Annotated in this window: 23 protein-coding genes and 1 pseudogene; 10 read left to right on the top strand and 14 right to left on the bottom strand. The window is 68.3% G+C overall.

The window, feature by feature from the left end:
- Positions 1–30: 30 nt before the first annotated feature.
- Together IPG65_RS18540 and IPG65_RS18535 are read right to left on the bottom strand one after the other, a co-directional pair.
- Entirely contained in the window at positions 31–1,230 is a 1,200-nt protein-coding gene (locus IPG65_RS18540) for a GNAT family N-acetyltransferase (protein WP_293192668.1), read from the bottom strand.
- Between the two features lie 106 nt (positions 1,231–1,336).
- A complete protein-coding gene (locus tag IPG65_RS18535; protein WP_293192665.1) occupies positions 1,337–2,311 on the bottom strand; it encodes a fibronectin type III domain-containing protein in 975 nt (324 codons plus the stop codon).
- 438 nt (positions 2,312–2,749) lie between these two features.
- Between IPG65_RS18535 and IPG65_RS18530 the strand changes: the two genes are divergently transcribed.
- From IPG65_RS18530 to IPG65_RS18520, 3 genes are all read left to right on the top strand, one after another.
- On the top strand, positions 2,750–4,414 hold the full coding sequence (locus IPG65_RS18530) for an NAD+ synthase (RefSeq protein WP_293192662.1): 1,665 nt from the start codon (positions 2,750–2,752) through the stop codon (positions 4,412–4,414).
- A 21-nt stretch (positions 4,415–4,435) separates the two neighbouring features.
- Complete coding sequence (locus IPG65_RS18525; protein ID WP_293192660.1) at positions 4,436–4,774, top strand: P-II family nitrogen regulator; 339 nt, start codon at positions 4,436–4,438, stop codon at positions 4,772–4,774.
- Positions 4,775–4,941: 167 nt separating this feature from the next.
- Positions 4,942–6,636: a long-chain fatty acid--CoA ligase gene (locus tag IPG65_RS18520; protein ID WP_293192658.1), complete on the top strand. Its 1,695-nt coding sequence runs from the start codon at positions 4,942–4,944 to the stop codon at positions 6,634–6,636.
- A 262-nt stretch (positions 6,637–6,898) separates the two neighbouring features.
- Here IPG65_RS18520 and IPG65_RS18515 read toward each other — a convergent pair whose 3' ends face one another.
- On the bottom strand, positions 6,899–7,822 hold the full coding sequence (locus tag IPG65_RS18515; protein ID WP_293192656.1) for a LysR family transcriptional regulator: 924 nt from the start codon (positions 7,820–7,822) through the stop codon (positions 6,899–6,901).
- Positions 7,823–7,947: 125 nt separating this feature from the next.
- Between IPG65_RS18515 and IPG65_RS18510 the strand changes: the two genes are divergently transcribed.
- The 5 genes from IPG65_RS18510 to IPG65_RS18490 are packed head-to-tail and all read left to right on the top strand — an operon-like array spanning position 7,948 to position 13,066.
- Complete coding sequence (locus IPG65_RS18510; RefSeq protein ID WP_293192653.1) at positions 7,948–8,925, top strand: tripartite tricarboxylate transporter substrate binding protein; 978 nt, start codon at positions 7,948–7,950, stop codon at positions 8,923–8,925.
- A gap of 46 nt (positions 8,926–8,971) precedes the next feature.
- Positions 8,972–9,997, top strand: a complete 1,026-nt coding sequence (locus tag IPG65_RS18505; protein WP_293192651.1) for a cyclase family protein — start codon at positions 8,972–8,974, stop codon at positions 9,995–9,997.
- Between the two features lie 13 nt (positions 9,998–10,010).
- Positions 10,011–10,796: an SDR family NAD(P)-dependent oxidoreductase gene (locus tag IPG65_RS18500; protein ID WP_293192649.1), complete on the top strand. Its 786-nt coding sequence runs from the start codon at positions 10,011–10,013 to the stop codon at positions 10,794–10,796.
- A 33-nt stretch (positions 10,797–10,829) separates the two neighbouring features.
- On the top strand, positions 10,830–11,384 hold the full coding sequence (locus IPG65_RS18495; protein ID WP_293192647.1) for an OsmC family protein: 555 nt from the start codon (positions 10,830–10,832) through the stop codon (positions 11,382–11,384).
- Positions 11,381–13,066, top strand: a complete 1,686-nt coding sequence (locus IPG65_RS18490) for a long-chain fatty acid--CoA ligase (protein WP_293192644.1) — start codon at positions 11,381–11,383, stop codon at positions 13,064–13,066. The genes IPG65_RS18495 and IPG65_RS18490 overlap by 4 nt, the downstream gene beginning before the upstream one ends.
- A gap of 81 nt (positions 13,067–13,147) precedes the next feature.
- Here IPG65_RS18490 and IPG65_RS18485 read toward each other — a convergent pair whose 3' ends face one another.
- Together IPG65_RS18485 and IPG65_RS18480 are read right to left on the bottom strand one after the other, a co-directional pair.
- Positions 13,148–13,840: a DUF502 domain-containing protein gene (locus tag IPG65_RS18485; RefSeq protein ID WP_293192641.1), complete on the bottom strand. Its 693-nt coding sequence runs from the start codon at positions 13,838–13,840 to the stop codon at positions 13,148–13,150.
- Positions 13,841–13,867: 27 nt separating this feature from the next.
- Positions 13,868–14,500, bottom strand: coding sequence for a hypothetical protein (locus IPG65_RS18480; protein ID WP_293192639.1), 633 nt, complete (start codon positions 14,498–14,500; stop codon positions 13,868–13,870).
- 123 nt (positions 14,501–14,623) lie between these two features.
- Between IPG65_RS18480 and IPG65_RS18475 the strand changes: the two genes are divergently transcribed.
- A complete protein-coding gene (locus IPG65_RS18475) occupies positions 14,624–15,355 on the top strand; it encodes a 2OG-Fe dioxygenase family protein (RefSeq protein WP_293192637.1) in 732 nt (243 codons plus the stop codon).
- Between the two features lie 68 nt (positions 15,356–15,423).
- Positions 15,424–15,867 (top strand): universal stress protein, encoded by a 444-nt coding sequence (locus tag IPG65_RS18470; protein ID WP_293192635.1) that lies wholly within the window; start codon positions 15,424–15,426, stop codon positions 15,865–15,867.
- 140 nt (positions 15,868–16,007) lie between these two features.
- Here IPG65_RS18470 and IPG65_RS18465 read toward each other — a convergent pair whose 3' ends face one another.
- From IPG65_RS18465 to IPG65_RS18425, 9 genes and pseudogenes are all read right to left on the bottom strand, one after another.
- Positions 16,008–16,970 carry a tripartite tricarboxylate transporter substrate binding protein gene (locus IPG65_RS18465; RefSeq protein WP_293192633.1) on the bottom strand — a complete coding sequence of 321 codons (963 nt, stop codon included), beginning with the start codon at positions 16,968–16,970 and terminating at the stop codon, positions 16,008–16,010.
- A 512-nt stretch (positions 16,971–17,482) separates the two neighbouring features.
- Positions 17,483–18,004, bottom strand: a complete 522-nt coding sequence (locus IPG65_RS18460) for a GNAT family N-acetyltransferase (protein ID WP_293192631.1) — start codon at positions 18,002–18,004, stop codon at positions 17,483–17,485.
- 26 nt (positions 18,005–18,030) lie between these two features.
- The gene (locus IPG65_RS18455) at positions 18,031–18,330 is read right to left on the bottom strand and encodes a DUF1010 domain-containing protein (protein ID WP_293192629.1); all 300 of its coding nucleotides are present in this window, start codon (positions 18,328–18,330) and stop codon (positions 18,031–18,033) included.
- Positions 18,331–18,349: 19 nt separating this feature from the next.
- Positions 18,350–18,649 carry a DUF1010 domain-containing protein gene (locus tag IPG65_RS18450; protein ID WP_293193070.1) on the bottom strand — a complete coding sequence of 100 codons (300 nt, stop codon included), beginning with the start codon at positions 18,647–18,649 and terminating at the stop codon, positions 18,350–18,352.
- Between the two features lie 19 nt (positions 18,650–18,668).
- Positions 18,669–18,968, bottom strand: coding sequence for a DUF1010 domain-containing protein (locus IPG65_RS18445; protein WP_293192627.1), 300 nt, complete (start codon positions 18,966–18,968; stop codon positions 18,669–18,671).
- A gap of 242 nt (positions 18,969–19,210) precedes the next feature.
- Positions 19,211–20,023 (bottom strand): ABC transporter ATP-binding protein, encoded by an 813-nt coding sequence (locus IPG65_RS18440; protein ID WP_293192625.1) that lies wholly within the window; start codon positions 20,021–20,023, stop codon positions 19,211–19,213.
- A gap of 1 nt (position 20,024) precedes the next feature.
- Entirely contained in the window at positions 20,025–20,783 is a 759-nt protein-coding gene (locus tag IPG65_RS18435; protein ID WP_293192623.1) for an ABC transporter ATP-binding protein, read from the bottom strand.
- Positions 20,776–21,782, bottom strand: a pseudogene (locus IPG65_RS18430) (branched-chain amino acid ABC transporter permease). The gene IPG65_RS18435 and the pseudogene IPG65_RS18430 overlap by 8 nt, the downstream one beginning before the upstream one ends.
- Positions 21,779–22,642 (bottom strand): branched-chain amino acid ABC transporter permease, encoded by an 864-nt coding sequence (locus IPG65_RS18425; RefSeq protein WP_293192621.1) that lies wholly within the window; start codon positions 22,640–22,642, stop codon positions 21,779–21,781. The pseudogene IPG65_RS18430 and the gene IPG65_RS18425 overlap by 4 nt, the downstream one beginning before the upstream one ends.
- Positions 22,643–22,766 lie beyond the last annotated feature (124 nt).

Below are 22,766 nucleotides of genomic sequence, written 5' to 3'. Positions count from 1 at the left end.
AGGAACGGGGACTCGCCCAGCGTCTGGAGGTCAGCCCGGCGGCGCACGCCGGAAAGGCGAGCGCTCCCGCAGGTGCGCCAGATAGCCCTCGACGCCCGGCCCCTCGCGCGCCAGAAAGCGCTCCACCGCGTCGGCGAAGGCCGGGTGGGCCAGCCAGTGGGCGCTCTGGGTCATCACCGGCAGCAGGGCGCGCGCCATCTTGTGCTCGCCCTGAGCGCCGCCCTCGAAGCGCGCCACGCCCTGTTGAATGCACCATTCGATGGGCTGGTGGTAGCAGGCCTCGAAGTGCAGGCAGTCCACGCGCCGCAGCGCGCCCCAGTAGCGGCCGTAGGCGACGGTTTCAGTGCTATTTTGGCCATTGGCCGGCGCCTGGACTTCGCCTATAGCTATCAAACTTGAAGCAATCGGCTGCCCCTCGCGCTCGGCGACGAAGAGCAGCCAGCTCTCGGGCATCTGGCGCGCCATGGCGTGGAAGAACGCGCGCGTCAGGTAGGGCGCGTTGCCGTGCTCCAGGTAGGTGCGTTCGTAGCAGCGGTAGAAAAAATCCCAGTCGGCGGGGCCGATGTCCGCGCCGCGCGCCCAGCGGAAGGCGACGCCGGCCTCGCGCACCTTGCGGCGTTCCTGGCGGGTCTTCTTGCGCTTGTCCTGGGACAGCGAAGCGAGGAAGTCGTCGAAGCTGGCGAACCGAGCGCCGGTCCTGGGGTGCTGATTCGTCCAGTGGAATTGCACCTGCCGGCGTTCCATCAGTCCGGCGCCGGCGCAGGCGGCGTGGTCCGCGTCGTCGCCGAACAGCACGTGCAGCGACGACAGCCCCTGCCCGGCGCACCACTCGACCGCGGCCCGCGCCAGCGCCTCGCGCGCGGCCGCGTCGCGCGCCAGCAGGCGCGAGCCGGGCACGGGCGTGAAGGGCGCGGCGACCACGGCCTTGGGGTAGTAGGCCAGGCCGTGCTCGGCATGGGCGTTGGCCCAGGCGAAGTCGAACACGTATTCGCCATAGGAATGCGGCTTGACGTACAGCGGACAGGCGGCGGCCAGCGCGTCGCCGTCCCACAGCAGCAGGAAGCGCGGCGTCCAGCCGGTTTCCGGCACCGCGCTGCCGCTGGCGTGCAGCGCGGCCAGGTATTCGTGCCGCATGAAGGGCGTGGGCGCGTCCTGCCGCGCCAGCAGGGCGTTCCAGGCGGCGGCGTCGATGGCGGCCGGCTCGTCGGTGACTTGGGTGCGAAAGGGCAAGCGGGGCAGGGGCACGTGAAAAGGGTGGCCCGCCCGCCAAGGCGGGGGCGGGGCTGGGCCGGAATTATCCTGGCCCGTTCGCCACCCCGCGCCGCAGAGGTTTGGATCAGCCCCGCGCCGCGCGCCGGCGCAGCGCCGTGGCGCCCAGCAAGCCGCCCAGCAGCAGCAGGCCCCATTGCGACAGCGTTGGAACGGGGGCGGGCAGTAGAGGAGTCACGCTCACGGCTGCCGAGGCCGGGCCGGTGCCCGCGCTGTTGGTGGCCGTCACGCTGCACGTGTAGGCCTGGCCGGAGCTTAGGCCCGTCACGGTGATGGGGCTGGCGCTGCCGCTGGCGGTGATGCCGCCCGGTTCGCAGGTGACGGCGTAGCTGGTGATGGCCGCGCCGCCGTCGTTGGCCGGCGGGGTGAAGGCCACCGTGGCGCGGCCCACGCCCGCCGTGGCGGCGCCGATGGTGGGCGCGCCCGGCAGGCAGGCGCTGGTGGTGAAGCTCTGGTCGTCGCCCGGCGTGGTGCCATTGGCGTTGCTGGCGCTTGCCCGGTAGTGGTAGGTGGTGTTGCAGGCCAAGGCCGACAGCACGGCGCTGACCGCCGTGTCGCCGCTGCCGGCGGCGATGGCCGCCGGCGTGGCGGCGGCGGTGCTGCCGTAGGCGGTGCTGGTGCCCCATTCAAAGCTGGCGATGGTGTCGAGGCCAGCGTCGTTAATGCTGCCGTTCAGCGTGGCGCCGGTGGCGGTGATAGCCGTGGCGGGGTTGGTGGTGACGATGGGGCCGAAGCTGATGTCGAGGTTGTCCATCACGAACAAGGGGCCGCCGTCGGTGTATCCCGGGTGTGTAGTGCCACCGGAACTGGAAAACACCACCTGGTCGATGTTGACCAGCGCCGGCGTGACCTGGGTCGGCCCCGTGGCCTGCACGGTGTAGTCCAAGGGGGTTAACGTGGTGCCGTTGCGCGAGGCGACGATCTGTACGTTCAGGTTGTCGTTCCAGGCCGCCGTCAGATAGACGCTGTTCAGGTTGAACTTGGCGCCGCCAGGGGCGGTGATGGTGAACGTTGCCGGGTTCGCGGATGCGTTGTACGCCACATTCTTGCCAGAGACTATGCCATTGAAGTATCCCGAAGGGATGTAGGTGGGGTCAGTGCCGTCTCCGCAGTAGAAATTGCTCCAGTTCAACCCGGCGTAGCCGTTAGGGATCGCAATGTCGGGGAGGCACGCAAGATCATCAAACGTAATGACCGCCGCCTGCACGCCGCTGGGCAGGGCGGCCGCCGACAGCAGCAGGGCCAGCGCCGCGAGGTGGCGGCGCCCTTGGCGCAGGGCTTGCTTCAGGCGGTCAATTGCGGGGGGGGGGGCTGCATTGTGTCTGTCTTCCGGTGGTTGGGTGGAGTGGTGCTCAGGTCGCATCTGACCAAAGGCATCGCAAAAAATTGTAAAGCATGCTTTGAGGCCGTTGGATACCGCCCGCGCCGTGCCGGCCTGCGCGGGTAACATCGCCGCTCGCTTGGTTCGCAGGTACCGCACATGACCCTCAAGATTTGCGTCGCGCAGCTCAACTTCGTGGTGGGCGACATGGCCGGCAATGCCCGCAAGATCATCGACGCGGCGCGCACCGCCTATGCCGAGGGCGCGCGGCTGCTGCTGACGCCCGAGCTGTCGATCTGCGCCTACATCGCCGAGGACCTGTTCCTGCGCCCCTCGTTCATCGCCGCCTGCGACGAGGCGGTGAAGACGGTGGCGCGCGAGACGGCGGGGTTGAAGGACATGGCCATCGTCGTCGGCCACCCCATCGGGCGCGACCAGCGCGGCAAGAGCGTCACCGTCCCGCAGCGCAACAATGCCGCCAGCGTGATCCGCGAGGGCCGCGTGATCGAGACCTACGCCAAGCGCCTGCTGCCCAACTACCAGGTGTTCGACGAGCGGCGCTACTTCGTGCCGGGGCAGGGCACCTGCGTGTTCGAGGCCGGCGGCGTGAACGTCGGCCTGCTGATCTGCGAGGACGCCTGGTTCGACGAGCCGGCCCAACTGGACAAGGAGGCGGGGGCCGAACTGCTGGCCGTCATCAACGCCTCGCCCTTCCACATCGGCAAGGGCTACGAGCGCGAGGCCATGATGATCGAGCGCGTCAAGGCCTGCGGCCTGCCGCTGGTGTACGCGCACCTGGTGGGCGGGCAGGACGAGGTGGTGTTCGAGGGCCGCTCGTTCGCCGTGGGGCCGGACGCCAGGTTGGCCGGGCGCGCCCCCAGTTTCGAGGAAAAACTGTTCTACGTCGGCGCGCAGCGTGCGGGAGAAGCTATCGAATTAAGAGCGGACACGGCCCCGGCGCGCGACAACGACGCCGACCTGTGGGACGCCCTGGTGATGGGCCTGGGCGACTACGTGCGCAAGAACGGCTTCAAGAGCGTGGCGCTGGGCTTGTCGGGCGGCATCGATTCGGCCGTGGTCATGGCCCTGGCCGTGGACGCGCTGGGCAAGGACCAGGTGCACGCCGTGATGATGCCCAGCCCGTACACCGCCGGCATCAGCCTGGAGGACGCGCGCGAGATGGCGCGCCGCCTGGGCGTGCGCTACGACGAGATTTCCATCCTGCCCGAGTTCGAGGCCTTCAAGGCCTCGCTGCAGCCCCTGTTCGGCGGCAAGCCCGAGGACACGACCGAGGAGAACATCCAGGCCCGCATCCGCGGCGTGATGCTGATGGCCCTGTCCAACAAGCATGGCCATCTGATCCTCACCACCGGCAACAAGAGCGAGTACGCGGTGGGCTACTGCACGCTGTACGGCGACATGTGCGGGGGCTTCGCGCCGATCAAGGACGTGGTCAAGACGGCGGTGTTTCGCCTGGCGCGCTGGCGCAACGCGCACGACCCCCGCGGCACCGGCGCCAACCCCATTCCCGAGCGCATCATCACCCGCCCGCCCAGCGCCGAGCTGCGCGCGGACCAGACCGACCAGGACAGCCTGCCGCCCTACGAGGTGCTGGACGCCCTCATCGAGCGCTACATGGAGAACGACCTGGGCGTGGCCGAGCTGGTGGCCGAGGGCTTCCGGCCCGAGGATGTGGAGTTGGTCACGCGCCTGATCAAGATCAACGAGTACAAGCGCCGCCAGTCGGCCGAGGGCACGCGGGTTACCCATCGCGGCTTCGGCAAGGACTGGCGTTATCCTATAACCAACAAGTTCAGGGCGTGAGCCCTTCCAGGAGAGCATTGCATGAAACAGATCACCGCCATCATCAAACCCTTCAAGCTGGAGGAGGTGCGGGAGAACCTGGCCGACGTCGGCGTGACCGGCCTGACGGTGACCGAGGTCAAGGGCTTTGGCCGCCAGAAGGGCCACACCGAACTGTACCGCGGCGCCGAGTACGTGGTGGACTTCCTGCCCAAGGTGAAGATCGAGGTGGTGGTGCCCGACGGCGACGTCGATCGCTGCGTCGACGCCATCGTCAAGGCCGCCCGCACCGGCAAGATCGGCGACGGCAAGATCTTCGTCACCGCCGTGGACCGCGTGGTGCGCATCCGCACGGGCGAGGAGGACGACGCGGCGGTCTGAGTGCCACTCCGGCCCCAGGCCCGCGAGACGGTCGTCTCGCGGGCCTTTCTGCTGGGCGATCGGCGGAAGCCATGCATTGTCTCCCATGCGACAAACGTGGTGGCAGGCGCTACCAGCGGATTTAGGATCAAGAGCAAAACCAACCCTGGACAAGGAGACAAGCCCCCATGCGCACGCATTTCAAGTTCTGGCCCAAGACCCTGCCGCACGACCTCGCCGTGCCCGCCACCTCGCTGTGGCACAACCTCCGGGTCAGCGCCGAGCGCTACCCCGACAAGGTGGCCATCGTCTTCCTGGGGCGCGAGACCACCTACCGCGAACTGGCGGCCCAGGTCGATGCCCTGGCCGGCACCCTGCATGCCATGGGCGTGCAGCGCGGCGACCGGGTGATCCTGGACATGCAGAACAGCGCGCAACTGGTGGTGGCGCACTTCGCCATCCTGCGCGCCAACGCCGTGGTGGTGCCGGTCAACCCCATGAACCGGGCCGAGGAGATCAAGCACTACATCAGCGACTCCGACGCCAAGGTCGCCATCACCACGGGCGACCTGGCGGCCGAGATCGCCGCCGCCAGCGACGCCCTGCCTCCCGAGGAGCGGCTGGCGCACCTGATCGTCACCCAGTTCTCCGACGCCTTCGACGCGAACGCCGCCGGCCCCGAGGCGCCGGTGGAAGCCTGGCGCGACTGGCTGGCCACGCGCCACCCGCTGCCCGCGCTGGCGGGCGGCCAGGTCACGGCCTGGACGGACGCGCTGTCTGCCGGCCACCCGGCGCCCGAGCACACCGTGGGCGCCGGCGACATGGCCCTGCTGCCCTACACCAGCGGCACCACGGGCCTGCCCAAGGGCTGCATCCACCTGCACTCCAGCCTGATGCACAACGCCGTGGCCGGCATGTACTGGGGGCAGGCCACGTCCGAGGTCGTGGGGCTGGTGGTGGTGCCGCTGTTCCACATCACCGGCATCGTCAGCGTGCTGCACTGCACGGTCGCCGCGTCGGGCACGATGGTCATCATGCCGCGCTGGGACCGCGAGATGGCCGGGCGCCTCATCTCGGGCCGCAAGGTCACCTCCTGGACCAACATCCCCACCATGGTGGTCGATCTGCTGGCCAGCCCCAATTTCGCCAGCTTCGACATGAGCAGCCTGAGCTACATCGGCGGCGGCGGCGCGGCCATGCCGCAGGCCGTGGCGCAGCGCCTGCTGGAGCAGTACGGCCTGCGCTACATCGAGGGCTACGGCATGACCGAGACCTCGGCGCCATCGCACTCCAACCCCATGGACCACCCCAAGCAGCAGTGCCTGGGCATCCCGTTCATCAGCACCGATGCGCGCGTGGTCGATCCGGACACGCTCAAGGAGCAGCCCGTGGGCGAGGCGGGCGAGATCATCGTGCACGGCCCGCAGGTGTTCCAGGGCTACTGGAAGCGGCCCGACGCCACGGCCGACACCTTCATCGAGTTCGAGGGCAGGCGCTTCCTGCGCACCGGTGACCTGGCCCGGGTGGATGAGGACGGCTACTTCTTCATGACCGACCGTCTCAAGCGCATGATCAACGCCAGCGGCTTCAAGGTCTGGCCGGCGGAGGTGGAACTGCTGATGTACAAGCACCCGGCCATCCAGGAAGCCTGCATCATCGCCACCAAGGATGCCTACCGGGGCGAGTCCGTCAAGGCGGTGGTGGTGCTGCGGCCCACGCACCAGGACACCACGGCCGAGGACATCATCGGCTGGTGCCGCGAGAACATGGCGGTGTACAAGGTGCCGCGCGTGGTGCAGTTCGTGGACAGCCTGCCCAAGAGCGGTTCGGGCAAGGTGATGTGGCGCACCTTGCAGGAGGCGGAGGAGAAGGCGGCCGCCTGAGCGGCGCAGGCTCTCTTGCCAGACTGCCCCAGGCACGTGCTTCGCGCGTGCCTGGCCATCTCACAGGCCCGGCCATGCCGGGCTTTTTGTCGTGTGCGCCCAGCATGGTCGCACACCTGCGGGTGCAAGTCCCGCTGCGAGCTGGTCACGGTGAGCAAAGCGACCCGCATGCCGGGTGGTGTGGCAGGGGTGCAGTCCATCAGGGCTGCCCCCTATGCCGATTGGAAGGCGGCAGCGGCCCGGTGACGTGGGGCGCTGCGTGTCAGTCCGCCAGCAATCCACTCGGCCAGCGCTGTTTTTTCACCCATGCCGCTGCGGCGTCGATCATGAAGCTGCGCAGGACGGCGGCCTGCCGAGGCAGTTCCCTCAAGGGCGTGACGATGATGTTCCAGGTGATGGCCGCGCCTTGAATAGGGGCGGCCGCGATGTGCCCCGCCTTGAGTTCCACCGCGATGGCCGAGTAGGTCAGGGCGGCGTGCACTTTTCCAGAACTTGCCAGGATCCGGGCAGCCACGTGTGAATTGGTTTCGAAGCCCCATCGCGGCGCCAAGCCCTCGCGATGGAGGGCATCCTCCAGGGTGAGGCGGATGACGTTGGGACGGCTCGCCGTGACGAGCACCTGTTCGGCGACAGTGCGAAGGCTGACCGGGCGGCTCATGCGCAGCTTGCTGGCGGCGTGCGCTGCCAGCACCAGCGGTTCGCGGAAAAGGGACTGCATCCGGGCGCTGGGCGACCGGTCGAGGTCGGAAACGATGGCCAGGTCCAAGGCGCCCATGCGCACTTGCTCGCGCAGCTCCAGGGTCGTGCCTTCGATCAGCGCCATGGAGATCGCGGGATAGGTTTCATGGAATTCCGCCACGGCGGGAGCGACATAGCTTTCCATGAGCGATTTCGGTACCCCGAAGCGCACGTGCCCGGAAAGCGCCCTGGAGCGCCGGGCGAGGTCGGTCTTGAGCGAGTCGAAATCGCGGACCAGGCTGGTGGCCCGATGCAGCAACTGCTCGCCCGCTGCGGTGAGCGTGACGCCTCGCTCGCCGCGCTCGAAGAGCGTCTCGCCGAGCTCTTCTTCCAACAGCCTCAGTTGCCGGCTCAGGGCCGGTTGAGCCGTGTGCAGCGCGGCGGCCGCGCGCGTGATGCTGCGCATCTCGGCCACCTGGACGAAGGTTCTCAACTGCCGGATATCCATGGCCTGACACTCCTCTGGGCATGCCTGAATTGTATGGGTCCATGTAAATACTGTCTTTGATTGAATGGGTCCGCGTGCGTACAGTGGCCGGCATTCATGGATCACACCAAACAAGGAGACAAGGCATGAATCGACGACTTTTCGCCGGCGCGCTCGCATGGGCGGCTCTCGCGGCGGTTCAACCGGTGGCGGCCCAGGCTCCGGCCTACCCCAGCCACCCGATCAAGATCGTGGTCCCGTATCCGGCAGGGGCATCGCCGGACGTGGTGGCTCGCGTGCTGGCGGACAAGCTGCAGCATTCGCTGGGACAGCCCGTGATCGTGGAGAACAAGCCCGGGGCGTCGGGCATGATCGGCGGCGAGGCGGTCGCCCGCAGCCCGGCCGACGGCTACACGCTGTTCATGTCCGTCACGGGCGTGATGGCGATGAATCCCCACATCTACCGCATCGCCAAGTACGACCCCTTGAAGGATTTCCGGGGCGTCTCCCTGGTGCTGGACGTCCCCTTCGTCCTGACGGCGACCACTACCAAGCCTTATACGGCCAGCCTGGCGGCCATGCTCGACGCGGCTCGCCAGGCGCCCGGGAGTCTGAAATACGCCAGCGCGGGCGCTGGAAGCCATTCGCACGTGGCGACGGAATGGTTGTCCAGTCTGGCCGGCATCCGCATGACCCACGTGCCGTATGCCGGCATGCAAATGACGACGGACCTGCTTTCGGGGCTCGTCGATGTCTATCTCGATCCCATTCTCACGGCGGATCCCCTGGTGAAAGCCGGCAAGGTGCGGGCCCTGGGCATCACCAGCGAGAAGCGGTCGCCCTTGATGCCGGACGTCCCGGCCCTCGGCGAGGTGCTGCCGGGCTTCGTTTCCTATGCCTTCCAGGGCATCTTCGCGCCGGCGGCCACGCCGGATGTGATCGTGCAGCGTCTCTCGTCGGAGATCACCAAGATCATCCGCATGCCGGACGTGCAGGCCCGGATCGCCGGCTGGGGCTATCTGCCCATCGGCGGCAGCGGCGCCGACCTGGACCAGCGGCTTCGGCGGGACCACGAACTCTACGGCCGGATCATTCGTGACAACGGCATCCGCGTGAACCCTTAGCGCCAGCGCTCAACCATTCCATCCAACCCATCAGGAGACAACCACCATGGCAGCACGCCAGAAAATGCAAAAGATCGACGGACGCGCGCCGCTGAGGATGCACCCGCGCACCCCGCTGGAAACTTACGTGGACGCGAAGGTGCTGGAGGAGACAGCGCGCAAGGTCAGCAACTGGAACCGCTGGGGCCCGGACGATGAGATCGGCACGCTCAACTTCGTGACCCCGGAGGACGTTGCCAAGGCGTCGGCCCTGGTCAGGCGCGGCAAGGCCTTCTCGCTGGCGCTGCCGTTCGATCAGAACGGGCCTCAGAGCAGCAGCAGCTGGGGCATGCGCTTCAATCCCATCCACACCATGACGGCCACCGGCACCGATGCCGTCACCGGCCAGCAGGGGCTTCCCGGCGGCGGCTACGCCGATGACATCGTGACCATGCCGCTGCAGTGCGGTACGCAGTGGGATGGCCTGGGCCATGTGTTCTTCGGCGACAAGATGTGGAACGGCTACGACGCCAGGCTGGTCGACTCGCTGGGCGCGGCCAAGAATGGCATCGAAAAGACCAGGAACAGCATGGTCGGCCGCGGCGTGCTGCTCGACATCGCCCGATACCGAGGCGCGGACTACCTGGAACCCGGCTACGGCATCTCCAATGCCGACCTCGCGGGCTGCGCCAAGGCCCAGGGCGTGGAGGTTCGCCGTGGCGACTTCCTGATCTGCCGCACGGGCTTCATGGAGCAGTGCCTGGCCGAGGCCGACTGGGGAAGCTACGCCGGCGGCGCCGCGCCTGGCATGCGCTTCGAGACCGCGGAATGGCTGCACGCCAGGGAAGTGGCCGCCATTGCCACCGACACGTGGGGATGCGAGGTCATTCCCAACGAGACCACCATGACCTTCCAGCCGTGGCATCAGATGGTCATTCCGATGATGGGCATCACCATGGGCGAGATCTTCTATCTGGAGGAACTGGCCAAGGACTGCGCCGCTGATGGCGTGTATGAATTTCTGTTCGTGGCCCCGACCCTGCCCATCACCGGCGCGGTGGGCTCGCCCGTGAATCCGCAGGCCATCAAGTGAGCGGGAGCCAGCGATGAGCATCAACCTGGATGGCAAAGTCGTGCTCGTCACGGGTACCAGCCGCGGTATCGGGCAGGAGCTCGTGCGGCAGTTCGCGCGCAGCGGGGCCAAGGTGGCGTTCTGCGCCCGCAGGCCCGAGCCGCTGCGCGCGCTGGAGGCGGAACTCGCGCGAGAGGGCCGCGAGGTCATGGGCGTCGTGGCGGACGTCACCCAGCCCGAGGAGGTCGCCGGCCTGGTGGGCAAGACGCTGGAGCGCCATGGACGCATCGACGTGCTCATCAACAACGTCGGCATCGCCGGGCCGACCAAGGCGATCGAGGACACCGAATTGTCGGAGTGGAACGACACGCTGGCCGGCAACCTGACCAGTTCCTTCCTGTGCCTGCGCGCCGTCGTTCCCGTCATGAAGAAGCACGGCGGCGGCTCGGTGGTCAACATCGGATCGATCACCGGCAAGCGCCCGCTGACCTACCGCGTGGGCTATGCCGCCGCCAAGATGGGCGTCATCGGCCTGACGCGCACGGCGGCGGAGGAACTGGGCCCGCAGAACATCCGCGTCAACTGCATCTGCCCTGGCGCGGTGGATGGCGAGCGGCTGGAGGAGATCATGGCCGGCCAGGCCAGCCAGCGCGGCATCACCGTGGAAGAGGTCAAGCAGGCGTTCCAGGGTTTTTCGCCCCTGAGGGCGCTGGTGCAGGCCGAGGACGTGGCGCACCTGGCGCTCTTTCTGGCGTCGGACCTGTCACGGCACATGACCGGGCAGGACGTCAACGTCACGGCCGGCATCGTCATGTACTAACTAAGCCCGGCGCCGCGATCAAGGAGAACAGGCATGGCGATCAACGAGCAAACGGCGCGGGCCTACGACGGCACCGCGCGGGGAACGACCTTGACGGGAACCATCCCCGTGCGCTTCGAGCTGGCGGCCGTGGCCGTCGGCAAGCGGCGCAACGAGGTGAAGGCCGGCATGGTGCGCCCCCGGCTCCTGCGCGAGTGGGATCTGGCGAGCGATGAAGCCGCCTTTCATGGCGGCGAAGAGACGGCCCCCAAGCCGCTGGCGATCTTCGCCACGGGCATCCTGACCTGCTTCATGACGCAGATGCGCACCTTCGCGCGCGACTGCGGTGTCGAGGTGCGGGGGCTGCGGACCACGGCCGCGGTCGATTGGACCGCGCGGCGCAATGGGCTGGAGCCCTACGTGGCGCTGCCTGGCCGCATGCAGATCGACATTGAGCTGGACACGCAGGCGTCCATCGAGGCGCAGAAGCTGTTGGTCAGGACCGCGGCGCGCGGCTGCTTCGCGGAAGCCATGCTGCGCGAGCCGCCGCTGCACCGGCTCCGGCACGGCAGCGACTGGATCGAGTGCGACGTATCCTCGAGCCCATGAAACAGTCACATTTCAAGTTCTGGCCCGCCCGGGTGCCTCGGTCGCTCGGCGTGCCCGCGACGTCCCTTTGGGACAACCTGGCGGTCGCGGCGCGGCGCTGGCCCGACAAGCCGGCGTTGATCTACTTCGACCGGGTGCTGACCTACGCCGAGCTTGCCGGCCAGGTGGAGGCCCTGGCCGGCGCGCTGCATGCGCTGGGTGTGCGGCGCGGCGACCGCGTGCTGCTCGACATGCAGAACACGCCGCAACTGGTCGTCGCCCACTACGCCATCCTGCGCGCCAACGCGGTGGTGGTGCCGGTCAACCCGATGAACCGGGCCGGGGAGCTCAGGCACTACATCGGCGACGGCGACGCCAGGGTGGCGATCACCACGGCCGACCTTGCCCCCGAACTGGCCCAGGCCAGCGACGCGATGCCCGAGGCCGGGCGGCTGGCGCACCTGATCGTCACCCAGTTCACCGACGCGCTCGACCCGGGCGCCGCGCACACCCCGGCCATGGCGCCGGCCTGGCGCGACTGGCTTCTGGCGGCGCAGCCGCTGCCGCGCCTGGCCGGCGGACAGGTGCATGCCTGGGCCGAGCTGCTGGCGCGCAACGCGCCGCCGCCCGCGCACGAGGTCGGGCGCGACGACATGGCCTTGCTGCCCTACACCAGCGGCACGACCGGGCTGCCCAAGGGCTGCATCCACCGCCATGGCAGCCTGATGCACAACGCCATGGCCAGCAACCTCTGGATGGGCACCCATTCGGAGTCGGTGCTGCTGGCCGTGGTGCCTATGTTCCACATCACTGGCCTCGTGGTCGTGATGCATGGGGCGCTGGCCGCGGGCGCTGCCATGGTGGTCATGCCGCGCTGGGACCGCGACGTCGCCGGGTATCTGATTTCCAGGTGGCAGGCCACCGCCTGGATCAACATCCCCACCATGGTCATCGACCTGCTGGCCAGCCCGAACCTCGAGCGCTACGACCTGTCCAGCCTGGACACGATCGGCGGCGGCGGCGCGGCCATGCCGCAGGCGGTGGCGCAGCGGCTGCTGGAGGAGTTCGGCCTCGTCTTTCAGGAGGGCTATGGCCTGACCGAGACGTCCGGCCCTTCGCATTTCAATCCGCCCGATCATGCCAAGCAGCAATGCCTGGGCATTCCCTTCGTGAGTTGCGATGCGCGCGTGGTCGATCCCGAGACGCTGCGCGAATTGCCGGTGGGCGAGCCGGGCGAAATCGTCATCCGCGGCCCTCAGGTGTTCGACGGCTACTGGAAGCGGCCCGAGGCGACGGCGTCCGCCTTCGTCGAGATCGGGGGCGAGCGCTTCTTCCGGTCGGGCGACATGGGGCGCGTGGACGAGGAGGGATACTTCTTCATGACCGACCGTCTCAAGCGCATGATCAACGCCAGCGGCTTCAAGGTCTGGCCGGCGGAGGTGGAGGCGCTGCTGTACCACCACCCGGCCATCCAGGAGGCCTGCATCATCGCCACCAAGGATGCCTACCGGGGCGAGTCCGTCAAGGCGGTGGTGGTGCTGCGGCCCACGCACCAGGACACCACGGCCGAGGACATCATCGGCTGGTGCCGCGAGAACATGGCGGTGTACAAGGTGCCGCGCGTGGTGCAGTTCGTGGACAGCCTGCCCAAGAGCGGTTCGGGCAAGGTGATGTGGCGCACCTTGCAGGAGGCGGAGGTATAGGGCTCATGATGCTATTCAAAGAATAGCATCCGACGTATATTCCACGCGGGATGATGGCCTGAAAGGCTTGAAATCCGGCCCTCAGGCGGCGGGCGGGGCCGGCGGCGGCGCCGTCCGGCCCAGGTACTGGCCGGCGGTGACGCCCATCGACACGTAGATGCTGGTCACGCCCTCGATGCCGATCTCCGCCGGCACCACCCAGCCGGCCGGCACGAACACCAGCCCGCCGCCCACCGGCACGGGCGAGGTCGGGATCAGCACCCCGTGGAAGGGCTGCCCGTTCATCGCCACCGGCTCGTGCGTGGTCAGCAGGCCCAGCACCACCGTGGTGGTGGCCGGCGCGCCCGCGGCCGGCGGGCCGCCGAAGTACAGCCACACCGGGCTCATCGACTGCAGGCCCTCTTCGCTGGGCTTGCCGACCAGCCCGACCAGCCGGTGCGCCACGTCGTACACCGTGCGCACCACCGGAATGCGCCGCACCAGCGCCTTGACGACGCGGTCCAGGCCGCGCTGCAGCCCGGTCTCCACCAGCAGGCCGAACAGGTAGACCAGCGCCAGGATCACCGCCAGCCCCAGCAGGTAGCCGGGCAGAGGCGAATCCGCCGCCACGCCCAGGCCGATGCGGGTGAGCAGCCTGCCGATCGCGCTGCCCGGCCCCAGCCACTCGGCCGCCAGCCCCCAGCTCCACGCCAGCAGCAGGATGGTGGCCGCCAGCGGCAGCAGCGCCAGCACGCCGGTCAGCAGTGGGCGGAGGGGTTGGATGCGTTGAGCCATGGTCGAGGACTATAGAGCCCGGCGCGCTCACGGCGCGCCCGGCGGGCGCAGGTAGAGCCGGTCGGACCAGGTCGCCAGCCAGTGCGGCCGGAAAGCCACGCAGATGGCGGCCATCATGCCGGTGAGGAAGGCGTCGCCCCAGGCCATCAGCCAGCGCGCCACCAGGGCCAGCTCCGGCTCCACCGCGGCGGCCAGCGGGCGGCCCGCCCACTGCGCCAGCGCGCCGGCGGCGAACATGCACAGCGCCGTGCCCAGGAAGGCGCGGCCCAGGATGTAGACGAACAGGTTCTTCCACACCCAGCGCCGCAGCGCCAGACCCAGCAGCAGCGCCCCCGTGGCCGGCACGATGCCCAGCCACACGGCCATGTCCACCTGCTGGGCGAAGCCGACCGGCGCGATCAGCCCCGCGATCAGCGCCACCGCGCAAAGCACCGGCACCGCCAGCGGCCAGCCCAGCGCCAGCGTGATGAGGCAGGCGCCCGACAACTGCAGTTGCACCGGCATCCGGTGCAGCCAGGGCAGCGCCCACAGCCAGGGCGTGACGACCAGCGACGCCAGCAGCGGCGACAGCAGCGCGCCGCCGGCCAGCAGCCGCCACGGCCGCAAGGCCAGGGCGGCGCCCAATGCGGCCAGGACGACGACGAGGGACCAGGAGGACATGCGCAAGCGCGCATTGTCGGCCTCCGGCGCGGCCCGCGCCGGCAGGGGTATTCGGCGCGGCCGGGCCGGTCGAGTGGGGCGCGCGGCTATGCTCGGCGCTCCGTTTTCTTCGTGGTGCGCGACGTGTTCTCTCCCCCGCTGGCCGGCCCCGGCCAATTCACCGGCCTGCTGCGCGAGCAGGGCTTCGCCGTGCTGGACGCGGCCACGGTGCGCGCGCTGGCCGGCGCCGACGGGCTGGAGGGGCTGGCGCCCGACTGGGACCGGCTGGCGCCCGACCGCTACCTGAAGGACGGCGGGCGCTACCGCCGGCGGCGCCACGCCTCCTTCGTCATCGACGGCGCCCAGGTGCGCGACGCGCCCGCCCGCCCGCACTGGCAGCCGCTGGACTACAACGCGCTGCACGGGGGCATGCAGCGCTGGTTCGAGCCCATGGCCGCCGCCACCCTGGCGCTGCCCGCCTGGCGCGCGCTGCTGGCGTGGCTGGCGCGCGTGGCCGACGACCTGCGCGGCGCCCGGCCCTGGTACGCCGAGGCGCACCAGTTCCGCATCGACACCGAAGACGGCATCGGGCGCCCCACGCCCGAGGGCGCGCACCGCGACGGCGTCGACCTGGTGGCCGTGTTCCTGGTCGCGCGCCACGGCATCAAGGGCGGCGAAACCCGCGTGTTCGAGCTGGACGGCCCGCGCGGCCAGCGCTTCACCCTGGAGCAGCCGTGGTCGGTGCTGCTGCTCGACGACCAGCGCGTCATCCACGAATCCACCCCCATCCAGCCGCTGGCGGCCGGCGGGCACGGCCACCGCGACACCCTGGTGATCACACTGCGCGCGAACGGGTTTCTGGCGCCCGCTGCTTGACGAGCATCAACCCCTGGCGCACCGTGTGAAGCCACAATGGCCTCACGCACGCAAGAAAGGAGCGCCCCATGTTCAAGCACATCCTGGCCCCCGTGGACGGCTCGGTCACCTCGATGACCGCGCTCGACAAAGCCATCGGCCTGGCCCAGGCCTTCGACTGCGCGCTGACGGTGGTCTACGTGATCGATCCCTATCCCTTCACCGGCGTGGGCACCGAATTCGCCTACGGGCAGGACCAGTACCTGAACGCCGCCCGGGCCGAGGCCGCGGCCGTCGCCGACATGGTGGCCGGGCGCCTGAAGGCGGCCGGCTTGTCCTCCGACACCCGCGTGGTCGAATCGCATACCGTCTGGCGCGGCATCCTGGAGGCGGCCGACGCCGCCAGCGCCGACCTGGTGGTGATCGGCTCGCACGGCCGCCGCGGGCTGGAGCGCCTGGTGCTGGGCAGCGTGGCGCAGAGCGTGCTGTCGCACACCAAGGTCACCACGCTGGTGGTCCGGGGCGACGACTGATTTTTGAATGAAAATGGGTTGCAGACCGCGTTCAGAAAGCCCCTTCAGCTCATTTAATAATAGCAAACGAGCTCCGCCGCTGGCGCGCGAATGAAAACGCCCGCGTCGGCGGGCGTTGTTCAAGCCGCGTGCGACGGCACCTATTCGATCTTCACGCCCGCGTCGCGCACGATCTTCTCCCACTTGCGGTAGTCCTCGGCCAGCAGCTTGCCGAAGGCGTCGGCGCCGAGCGCCTGGGGCTCGGCGCCCTGGTCGTGGATGGCCTTGCGCATCTCGGGCGTGGCCAGCAGCTTGTTGACCGCGCCGTTCATCGCCTCCACCGCCGGTCGGGGCGCGCCGGCGGGCATGAACAGGCCGTACCAGGTGCTCACGTCGAAGCCGGCGTAGCCGGACTCGGCCACCGTCGGCACGTCCGGCAGCGAGGTGCTGCGCCTGGCCGAGGTGACGGCCAGCGGACGCAGCTTGCCCGACTTGATCTGGCCCATGGCCGAGGGCACGGAGGACACCAGCAAGTCCACGTTGCCGGCCAGCGCGTCCATCAGCGCCGGGTTGGAGCCCTTGTAGGGCACGTGGCGCAGCTTCACGCCCGCGGCCTTCTCGAACTGGTCGCCCGCCAGGTGGATGGTGGTGCCGTTGCCGGGTGAGCCGTAGGTCACGGTGCCGGGCGCGGCCTTGGCGGCGGCCACCACGTCGGCCAGGGTCTTGAACCTGGAGTTGACGCTGGTGGCTATGACCACCGGCGTGTAGGCCACATGGGCCACGGCCACGAAGTCGCGCGTCGGCTCCCAGGGCAGGTTGCGGTAGAGCCAGGGGCCGACGACCAGGTTGTCCTTCTGGCCCATCACCATGTCGTAGCCGTCGGCCTTGGCCCGGGCCGCCTCGGTGATGCCCAGCGTGCCGCCGGCGCCGGCCTTGTTCTCCGGCACCACGGTCCACTGGTGGGCCTCGGTCAGCTTCTGCGCCACCAGGCGGCCCAGGATGTCGGTGCCGCCACCGGGCGGGAAGGGGATGATCATGCGGATCGGCTTGTCCGGATAAGTCTGGGCCTGCGCCGCGTGGGCGATCAGGCCGATGGCGAGCAGGCAGGCGAGAGGGCGCAGCATGGTGGCGGGTCTCCGCGAAGGTGGTCGAATGGAAGGCAGGCGCTGATGTTAGCGTCCCAGGGCGGTGCGCCCTGGCGCCGTTGCCGGTGTTGTAGCTATTGGAGAAATTTTCATCTGACCCCATTTTCCCTCTGACCCCATTTTCCCGCCAGGCGCGAATCGCCTCTGGCGTTCGGCGCGTACCAGAGAGCGCATGCGTCCCCACAAAATAATGTTCCGCGCCAGGTGAAAGCTCGTCGGTAATAGCTTCAATGCGGCCCGCACTCAAACCGGCGAATGCCGAAGTGATCTTTCGGCGAACGATCGCGTGGTACATCGGGGGCTCTCCTCTGCGGCCTTATCGGGGAAATTTTGATCTGACCCTAGATTCAATGCCTGGATTAATCGCTGCGCGATCAATCCAGGGAGAGGTATTGCTTGCAAACGTGGGGAAGCCCTTGTAGTTTGACTTGAGCTGACCGCTGCGGCCTGGCCAAACCGGCCTGCCGTAGCGGGTCAGCTCGAATGATGGGTTAGGCCGCATTGCTGGTTGCCTGAGGGGCGAGGGGCTTCGTCATGAGGACGCTTAAGAAGTTCGTGTGTGGCCGCCAGTCACAGGTGCCGACCTGAGCATAGCCCCAGGACCGGTACATCTCGATCAGTTCAGTAGCAGGCTCGGCTGTGTGGAGCGCCATGACTTGGCAACCCTCGAGAACGGCATGTTGCAATGCGGCATCGTGGATGCGCCTTCCGTAGCCCTTGCCCTTATGTCCTGGCGCGACGGCAAACTGACCGAACGACCACGTGTACTCGTCGCGCAGGAGCGGAACCTTGGACTCGGGGTCGGGTTTGCTGAGCGTGATAGTGGCGATCAGTTCTCCATCTACCTCGCCAACGAAGCCGACGCCTCGGGAAAGGCGCCTGGCTGTGTCCTCGACGGACTGGTGGGTTGCCCAATAGCGGAGCCCCTTCAACGCATGCGGCGCGTAGGCGGCACGAATCAGAGCAGTGAGTGCCACCAGGTCTTCGGTCTCGGCTGTTCTTCGGAAGAGCATGCTGGCACCTTGGTTGGTTTTGCGGCCTAACGGCCAAGGTAAGCCGACCGCCGTAGGCGGGTCGGCTTGACCGCAATGTTAGACCCGAAGGCCAAAAGGGAGCGCCCAGCCTTGAAGACGGGCGCGACCCACGAAAAAGCGCCACGCCACGGAAGCGGCGCAGCGCTGCAAAAATGATAGCTGGTGGCGCTTGCTGCACAAGCGCTAGAGACCAAAAAGGCTTGAAACTGGCGCAATGAATGCAGGCGAAGTCCGGCGCAGCGCCAAAACCCCCAAGGAGAAACCTTTGAGAAAGGAGAAACGCTGGAATTAATAGCGGCCTGCATAAAGCGGAATATGAAGGGACTAACGGCAAAGGTAAGCCGACCGCCGTAGGCGGGTCGGCTTGACCGCAATGTTAGACCCGAAGGCCAGAAGGGAGCGCCCTGACTTGAAGACGGGCGCGACCCACAAAAAAGCGCCACGCCACGGAAGCGGCGCAGCGCTGCAAAAATGATAGCTGGTGGCGCTTGCTGCACAAGCGCTAGAGACCAAAAAGGCTTGAAACTGGCGCAATGAATGCAGGCGAAGTCCGGCGCAGCGCCAAAACCCCCAAGGAGAAACCTTTGAGAAAGGCGAAACGCTGGAATTAATAGCGGCCTGCATAAAGCGGAATATGAAGGGACTAACGGCCAAGGTAAGCCGACCGCCGTAGGCGGGTCGGCTTGACCGCAATGTTAGACCCGAAGGCCGGAAGGGAGCGCCCTGACTTGAAGACGGGCGCGGCCCATGCAAAAGCGCCACGCCACGGAAGCGGCGCAGCGCTGCAAGAATGATAGCTGGTGGCGCTTGCTGCACAAGCGCTAGAGGCCAAAAAGCCTTGAAACTGGCGCAGCGAATGCAGGCGAAGCCCGGTGTAATGCCAAAACCCCAAAGGAGAAACCTTTGAGAAAGGCGAAACGCTGGAATAAATAGTGGCCTGCATAAAGCGGAATATGAAGGGACTAACTAGAAATAGACGACAACCATCTTGCGGTGGCCCGTCGGATAAAACAATGTAGCACGGTGTGCCCCAAGGCAAATCCCCAGCGAAGCGCCGTTTAGGCAAACCTAAAGTTTCCCGGATGCCAAGTCCCTCGGATTCCTACGGCGGAGACCCCTGTGGACCGGTCAGCGGCGCAAACGGCATCAGCAAGAGAAGGTTCATCCCGATGAACCCAGGCCGAATCACACGCCCAGGTGCCGCGCCAGCAGCTCGGGCTGGCCGATCAGCTGGGCCGAGCTGCCCTCGAACACCACCTCGCCCTTGACCAGGATCACGTTGCGGTCGGTGACCTGGGTGACGTGCTTCCAGTTCTTGTCCACGATCACGCTGCTGATGCCGCTTTGGCGGATCAGGCCGCAGATGCGCCAGATCTCGCGCGCGATCAGCGGCGCCAGGCCCTCGGTGGCCTCGTCGAGGATCAGCACGTCGGGGTTGGTCATCAGCGCGCGGCCGATGGTGAGCATCTGCTGTTCGCCGCCCGACAGCTGCTGGCCGCCGTGGCGCAGGCGCTCCTTCAGGCGCGGGAAGGTCTCCAGCACGCGCTCGAAGGTCCAGTCGCGCTGGCCGCGTGTGCCGGGGAGGGCCGTCATCAACAGGTTCTCGGCCACGCTCAGGTTGCCGAAGATGCCGCGTCCCTCGGGCACGTAGGCCACGCCGAGCCGCGCGATCTCGTGGGCGGGCCGGCCGGTCATGGGCCGGCCCATCACCAGCACGGCGCCGGCGCGCGGCTTGACCAGGCCCATGATGGACTTCAGCAGCGTGCTCTTGCCCATGCCGTTGCGGCCCATCAAGCCGATGGTCTCGCCGCGCCGCACGGCGAAGTTGACGCCGCGCAGGATGTGGCTGGCGCCGTAGTAGGTGTGCAGGTCGATGGCGTGGATCAGCAGGTCGCCGCTGGCGCCGCCGGGCTGCGGCGCCGCGTCCTCGGAGCGCGGGTGCGGTGCTAGTGGGTCGTTGGGGTCGTCCGGGAGGTTGGCGTTCGCGGCGGTGGCCATGTCAGGCATTCTCCCCCAGGTATGCCGCCTGCACGGCCGCGTCGGCGCGGATGGCGGCGGGCTCGCCGCTGGCGATGACGGCGCCGTTGACCATCACCGTCAGGTGGTCGGCCAGGGCGAAGATGGCGTCGATGTCGTGCTCCACCAGCATCATGGCGTGGCGCGGCTTGAGGCGCAGCAGCAGCGCGACCATGCGCTCGGCCTCGGCCGCGCCCATGCCGGCCAGCGGCTCGTCGAGCAGCAGCACCCGCGGGTCGGTGGCCAGGGTCATGGCGATCTCCAACTGGCGCTGCTCGCCGTGGCTGGCGGCGCCGGCGACGGCGTGGCGGCGGCCAGCCAGGCCGGCCAGCTCCAGCGCGGCCTCGGCGCGCTCGTTGACGGCGGCGTCCCGCGCGGCGCGCCGCAGCCAGCGCAGCGGGTTCCAGGGCAGCGTGGCGCGCGATTGGGCCGCCAGGCGCACGTTCTCCCACACCGTGAAGGACGGGAAGATGTTGGTCTTCTGGTAGCTGCGCCCAAGGCCCCGGCGCGAGATTTGCTCGGGCGAGGCGCGGGTGATGTCGTGCGTACCCAGTGTGATGGTGCCTGCCGTGGGCGGCAGGTCGCCGGACAGCAGGTTGGCCAGCGTGGACTTGCCGGCGCCGTTGGGGCCGATCACGGCGTGGATGCGGTCCCGCCACAGGTCGATCGACACGCCGTTGACGGCGGCCAGGCCGCCGAACGTCTTGGTCAGGCCGCGGGCGCTGAGCAGCACGTCAGCCATCGCGCCCCTCCCGCGGGCCCGGGCGGCTCGCCAGCCGCTGCAGCAGGCCCAGCAGGCCGCGCGGGGCAAAGCAGATCACCGCCACGATGAACAGGCCCATCCACAGCTGCCAGTGCTTGCCGGCGTCGAAGCCCCCGAAGGCCGGCAGGTCCTTGAACAGCTCCAGCATGAACTCGAACGCGAAGGCGCCGACGATGGCGCCGGCGAAGTTGCCCATGCCGCCCAGGATCACCATCATGATGGCGTGCGCGCTCATGTGGAAGCCCATCAGTTCCGGGTTGACGAAGCCCGTCTGCGCCCCCCACAGGTAGCCGGCCAGGCCGGCCAGCGTGCCGGCCAGGGTGAAGGCCGCCAGCTTGTGGCCGAAGCTGCCGAAGCCGATGGCGCGCATGCGGTGCTCGTTGACGCGGATGCCGGCCAGCGCGCGGCCGAAGGGACTCCACAGCACGCGGCGCAGGAAGGCGTACACCCCCGCCAGGCAGGCCAGGGTGAAGTAGTAGAAGACCCGCTTGTCCTCCAGGTCGAACAGCCCCGCGTCGGGCCGGAAGTTGATGTACAGGCCGTCCGAGCCGCCCAGCGCCCGGTTGTCGAAGAACAGGTAGAAGACCATCTGCGCGAAGGCCAACGTGACCATGATGAAGTAGATGCCCTTGGTGCGCACCACCAGGAAGCCGATGACCAGCGCCGCCGCCCCGAGGCCAGCAGCGCGGCGGGCAGCGTCCACCACAGGCTGGCCGGCGCGTCGGCCGGCGTCAGGAAGGCCAGCGCGTAGCCCGCGATGCCGAAGAAGGCCGCGTGGCCCAGCGACACCAGGCCGGTCACGCCCTGCAGCAGGTCCAGGCTCATGGCGAAGATGGCCAGGATCATCATGCGCGTGACCATCTGCTGGTGGAAGTCGCTGCCCACCAGCGGGAACAGCGCCAACGCGATCAGGCCCAGCGCCAGCAGCGCCTGCAGGCTGCGCGGCAGGGCTTCGAGGTGGGTTGCAGGGGCGCTCATGATTTGAAGAGCCCCTCGGGCTTCCACAGCAGCACGGCCGCCATCAGCACGTACACCAGCATCCCCGCCACCTGCGGCAGCAGCACCTTGCCGAAGGTGTCCACCAGGCCGACCAGCAGCGCCGCGATCAGCGCCCCGCGCACCGAGCCGATGCCGCCGATCACCACCACCACGAAGCACATGATGAGCACCGGCGCGCCCATGTTGGGGTACACGCTGGAGACGGGCGCGGCGATCATGCCGGCCAGGGTGGCCAGCGCCACGCCGATGGCGAACACCACGGCGTGGATCAGCCGGATGTTGACGCCCAGCGACTCGGCCATCTCGCGGTTGAAGGCGCCGGCGCGGATTTTCATGCCCAGGCGCGTGCGGCCGATCAGCAGGTACAGGCCGACGGCCAGCGCCACGCACACGCCCATCATGAACAGGCGGTAGACCGGGTAGGACAGGGTGTCGGTCAGCGGCAGCGAGCCGTCCAGCAGCGGCGGGATGGCCACGCCGTGCACGTCGTCGCCCCACAGCAGCGAGCGTCCTTCCTCGAAGACGTAGATCAGCCCGAAGGTCAGCAGCACCTGGTCCAGGTGGTCGCGCTGGTAGAAGCGGCGAAACAGCAGGCGCTCCAGCGCCAGCCCGAACACCACCGACAGCGCGGTGCCCACGACGATGGCCCAGGCGAAGCTGCCCAGCCGCGACGACAGCGCGTACGCCAGGTACGCGCCCAACATGTAAAAGCTGCCGTGCGCCAGGTTGACCACGCCCATGATGCCGAAGATCAGCGTCAGGCCGGCGGCCAGCATGAACAGCAGCAGGCCGTACTGCACGCTGTTGAGCAACTGGATCAAGACGTTGGCGAGGTCCACGCGATGAGATCGAAGGCGAAGATGGGGTGGTCCAACCGAGAGAGCCGGACGGCCGCGGAGCAGGCCATGCCAGCGGACGCCATGGCCGGGCTTGGCCCGGCCATCGGCGTCGTCCCCCCAGGGG

Origin of the sequence: Ottowia sp. (assembly GCF_016703145.1) — a bacterium.
Classification (GTDB): domain Bacteria; phylum Pseudomonadota; class Gammaproteobacteria; order Burkholderiales; family Burkholderiaceae_C; genus Ottowia.
The sequence above is the reverse complement of the archived record's forward strand: the minus strand, read 5'-3'. Positions and strand labels throughout refer to the sequence as shown.

Bases quoted from the DNA above. Each gene is read 5' to 3' on its own strand.
- IPG65_RS18530 (WP_293192662.1), top strand. From the start codon at position 2,750: ATGACCCTCAAGATTTGCGTCGCGCAGCTCAACTTCGTGGTGGGCGAC.
- IPG65_RS18525 (WP_293192660.1), top strand. From the start codon at position 4,436: ATGAAACAGATCACCGCCATCATCAAACCCTTCAAGCTGGAGGAGGTG.
- IPG65_RS18520 (WP_293192658.1), top strand. From the start codon at position 4,942: ATGCGCACGCATTTCAAGTTCTGGCCCAAGACCCTGCCGCACGACCTC.
- IPG65_RS18515 (WP_293192656.1), bottom strand. From the start codon at position 7,822: ATGGATATCCGGCAGTTGAGAACCTTCGTCCAGGTGGCCGAGATGCGC.
- IPG65_RS18510 (WP_293192653.1), top strand. From the start codon at position 7,948: ATGAATCGACGACTTTTCGCCGGCGCGCTCGCATGGGCGGCTCTCGCG.
- IPG65_RS18505 (WP_293192651.1), top strand. From the start codon at position 8,972: ATGGCAGCACGCCAGAAAATGCAAAAGATCGACGGACGCGCGCCGCTG.
- IPG65_RS18500 (WP_293192649.1), top strand. From the start codon at position 10,011: ATGAGCATCAACCTGGATGGCAAAGTCGTGCTCGTCACGGGTACCAGC.
- IPG65_RS18495 (WP_293192647.1), top strand. From the start codon at position 10,830: ATGGCGATCAACGAGCAAACGGCGCGGGCCTACGACGGCACCGCGCGG.
- IPG65_RS18490 (WP_293192644.1), top strand. From the start codon at position 11,381: ATGAAACAGTCACATTTCAAGTTCTGGCCCGCCCGGGTGCCTCGGTCG.
- IPG65_RS18485 (WP_293192641.1), bottom strand. From the start codon at position 13,840: ATGGCTCAACGCATCCAACCCCTCCGCCCACTGCTGACCGGCGTGCTG.
- IPG65_RS18480 (WP_293192639.1), bottom strand. From the start codon at position 14,500: ATGTCCTCCTGGTCCCTCGTCGTCGTCCTGGCCGCATTGGGCGCCGCC.
- IPG65_RS18470 (WP_293192635.1), top strand. From the start codon at position 15,424: ATGTTCAAGCACATCCTGGCCCCCGTGGACGGCTCGGTCACCTCGATG.
- IPG65_RS18465 (WP_293192633.1), bottom strand. From the start codon at position 16,970: ATGCTGCGCCCTCTCGCCTGCCTGCTCGCCATCGGCCTGATCGCCCAC.
- IPG65_RS18460 (WP_293192631.1), bottom strand. From the start codon at position 18,004: ATGCTCTTCCGAAGAACAGCCGAGACCGAAGACCTGGTGGCACTCACT.
- IPG65_RS18455 (WP_293192629.1), bottom strand. From the start codon at position 18,330: ATGCAGGCCGCTATTAATTCCAGCGTTTCTCCTTTCTCAAAGGTTTCT.
- IPG65_RS18450 (WP_293193070.1), bottom strand. From the start codon at position 18,649: ATGCAGGCCGCTATTAATTCCAGCGTTTCGCCTTTCTCAAAGGTTTCT.
- IPG65_RS18445 (WP_293192627.1), bottom strand. From the start codon at position 18,968: ATGCAGGCCACTATTTATTCCAGCGTTTCGCCTTTCTCAAAGGTTTCT.
- IPG65_RS18440 (WP_293192625.1), bottom strand. From the start codon at position 20,023: ATGGCCACCGCCGCGAACGCCAACCTCCCGGACGACCCCAACGACCCA.
- IPG65_RS18435 (WP_293192623.1), bottom strand. From the start codon at position 20,783: ATGGCTGACGTGCTGCTCAGCGCCCGCGGCCTGACCAAGACGTTCGGC.